This window comes from Psychrobacter sp. 1U2, from assembly GCF_051847575.1.
In genome coordinates, this window is record NZ_JBPYDC010001694.1 from 1 (window position 1) to 540 (window position 540).

The 540-nt window shown below is 45.0% G+C and carries 1 protein-coding gene; it reads left to right on the plus strand.

The window, feature by feature from the left end; translation table 11 throughout:
* Window positions 1-137: 137 nt before the first annotated feature.
* Window positions 138-540: tetrahydrofolate dehydrogenase/cyclohydrolase catalytic domain-containing protein (locus ACS8FD_RS23930; RefSeq protein ID WP_439277683.1), on the plus strand; the 403-nt coding region annotated here is incomplete at its 3' end.

Sequence of the window (540 nt, forward strand, 5' to 3'; positions counted from 1 at the left end):
GGTATATATATACTTATAGTAAGCTGCGGCTCGCTTATGTTTACTGAGCAAAATAATGGCCGACACTATGTCCTCTTTTTCTTATTGCTTTATTCATTGGAGTTACCATGTCAAATGCCTCGTCAATTGAAACGACGATGACGTCAGATAGCCAATCTGCCACCTTATTAGACGGCAAAGCACTTGCTAAGCAAATAGAGCAAGAACTGCGTACACGCGTAGATAATATCAAAGACAAGACTGGTCGTACGCCAAGTTTGGCAACGATATTGGTTGGTGATGATCCTGCTTCTGCCACTTATGTGCGTATGAAAGGTAACGCCTGTAAGCGCGTCGGTATGGACTCTATTCGAGTTGAGATGCCAAGTGCGACAACCACAGAGGAGCTTAAAGCCAAGATAGACGAGCTTAACAACAATCCAGATGTCCATGGCATATTGCTCCAGCATCCTGTCCCTGATCATGTTGATGAGCGTGCATGTTTTGAGCAGATTGATTTGGCAAAGGACGTTGATGGGGTGACGTGCTTGGGCTTTGGTC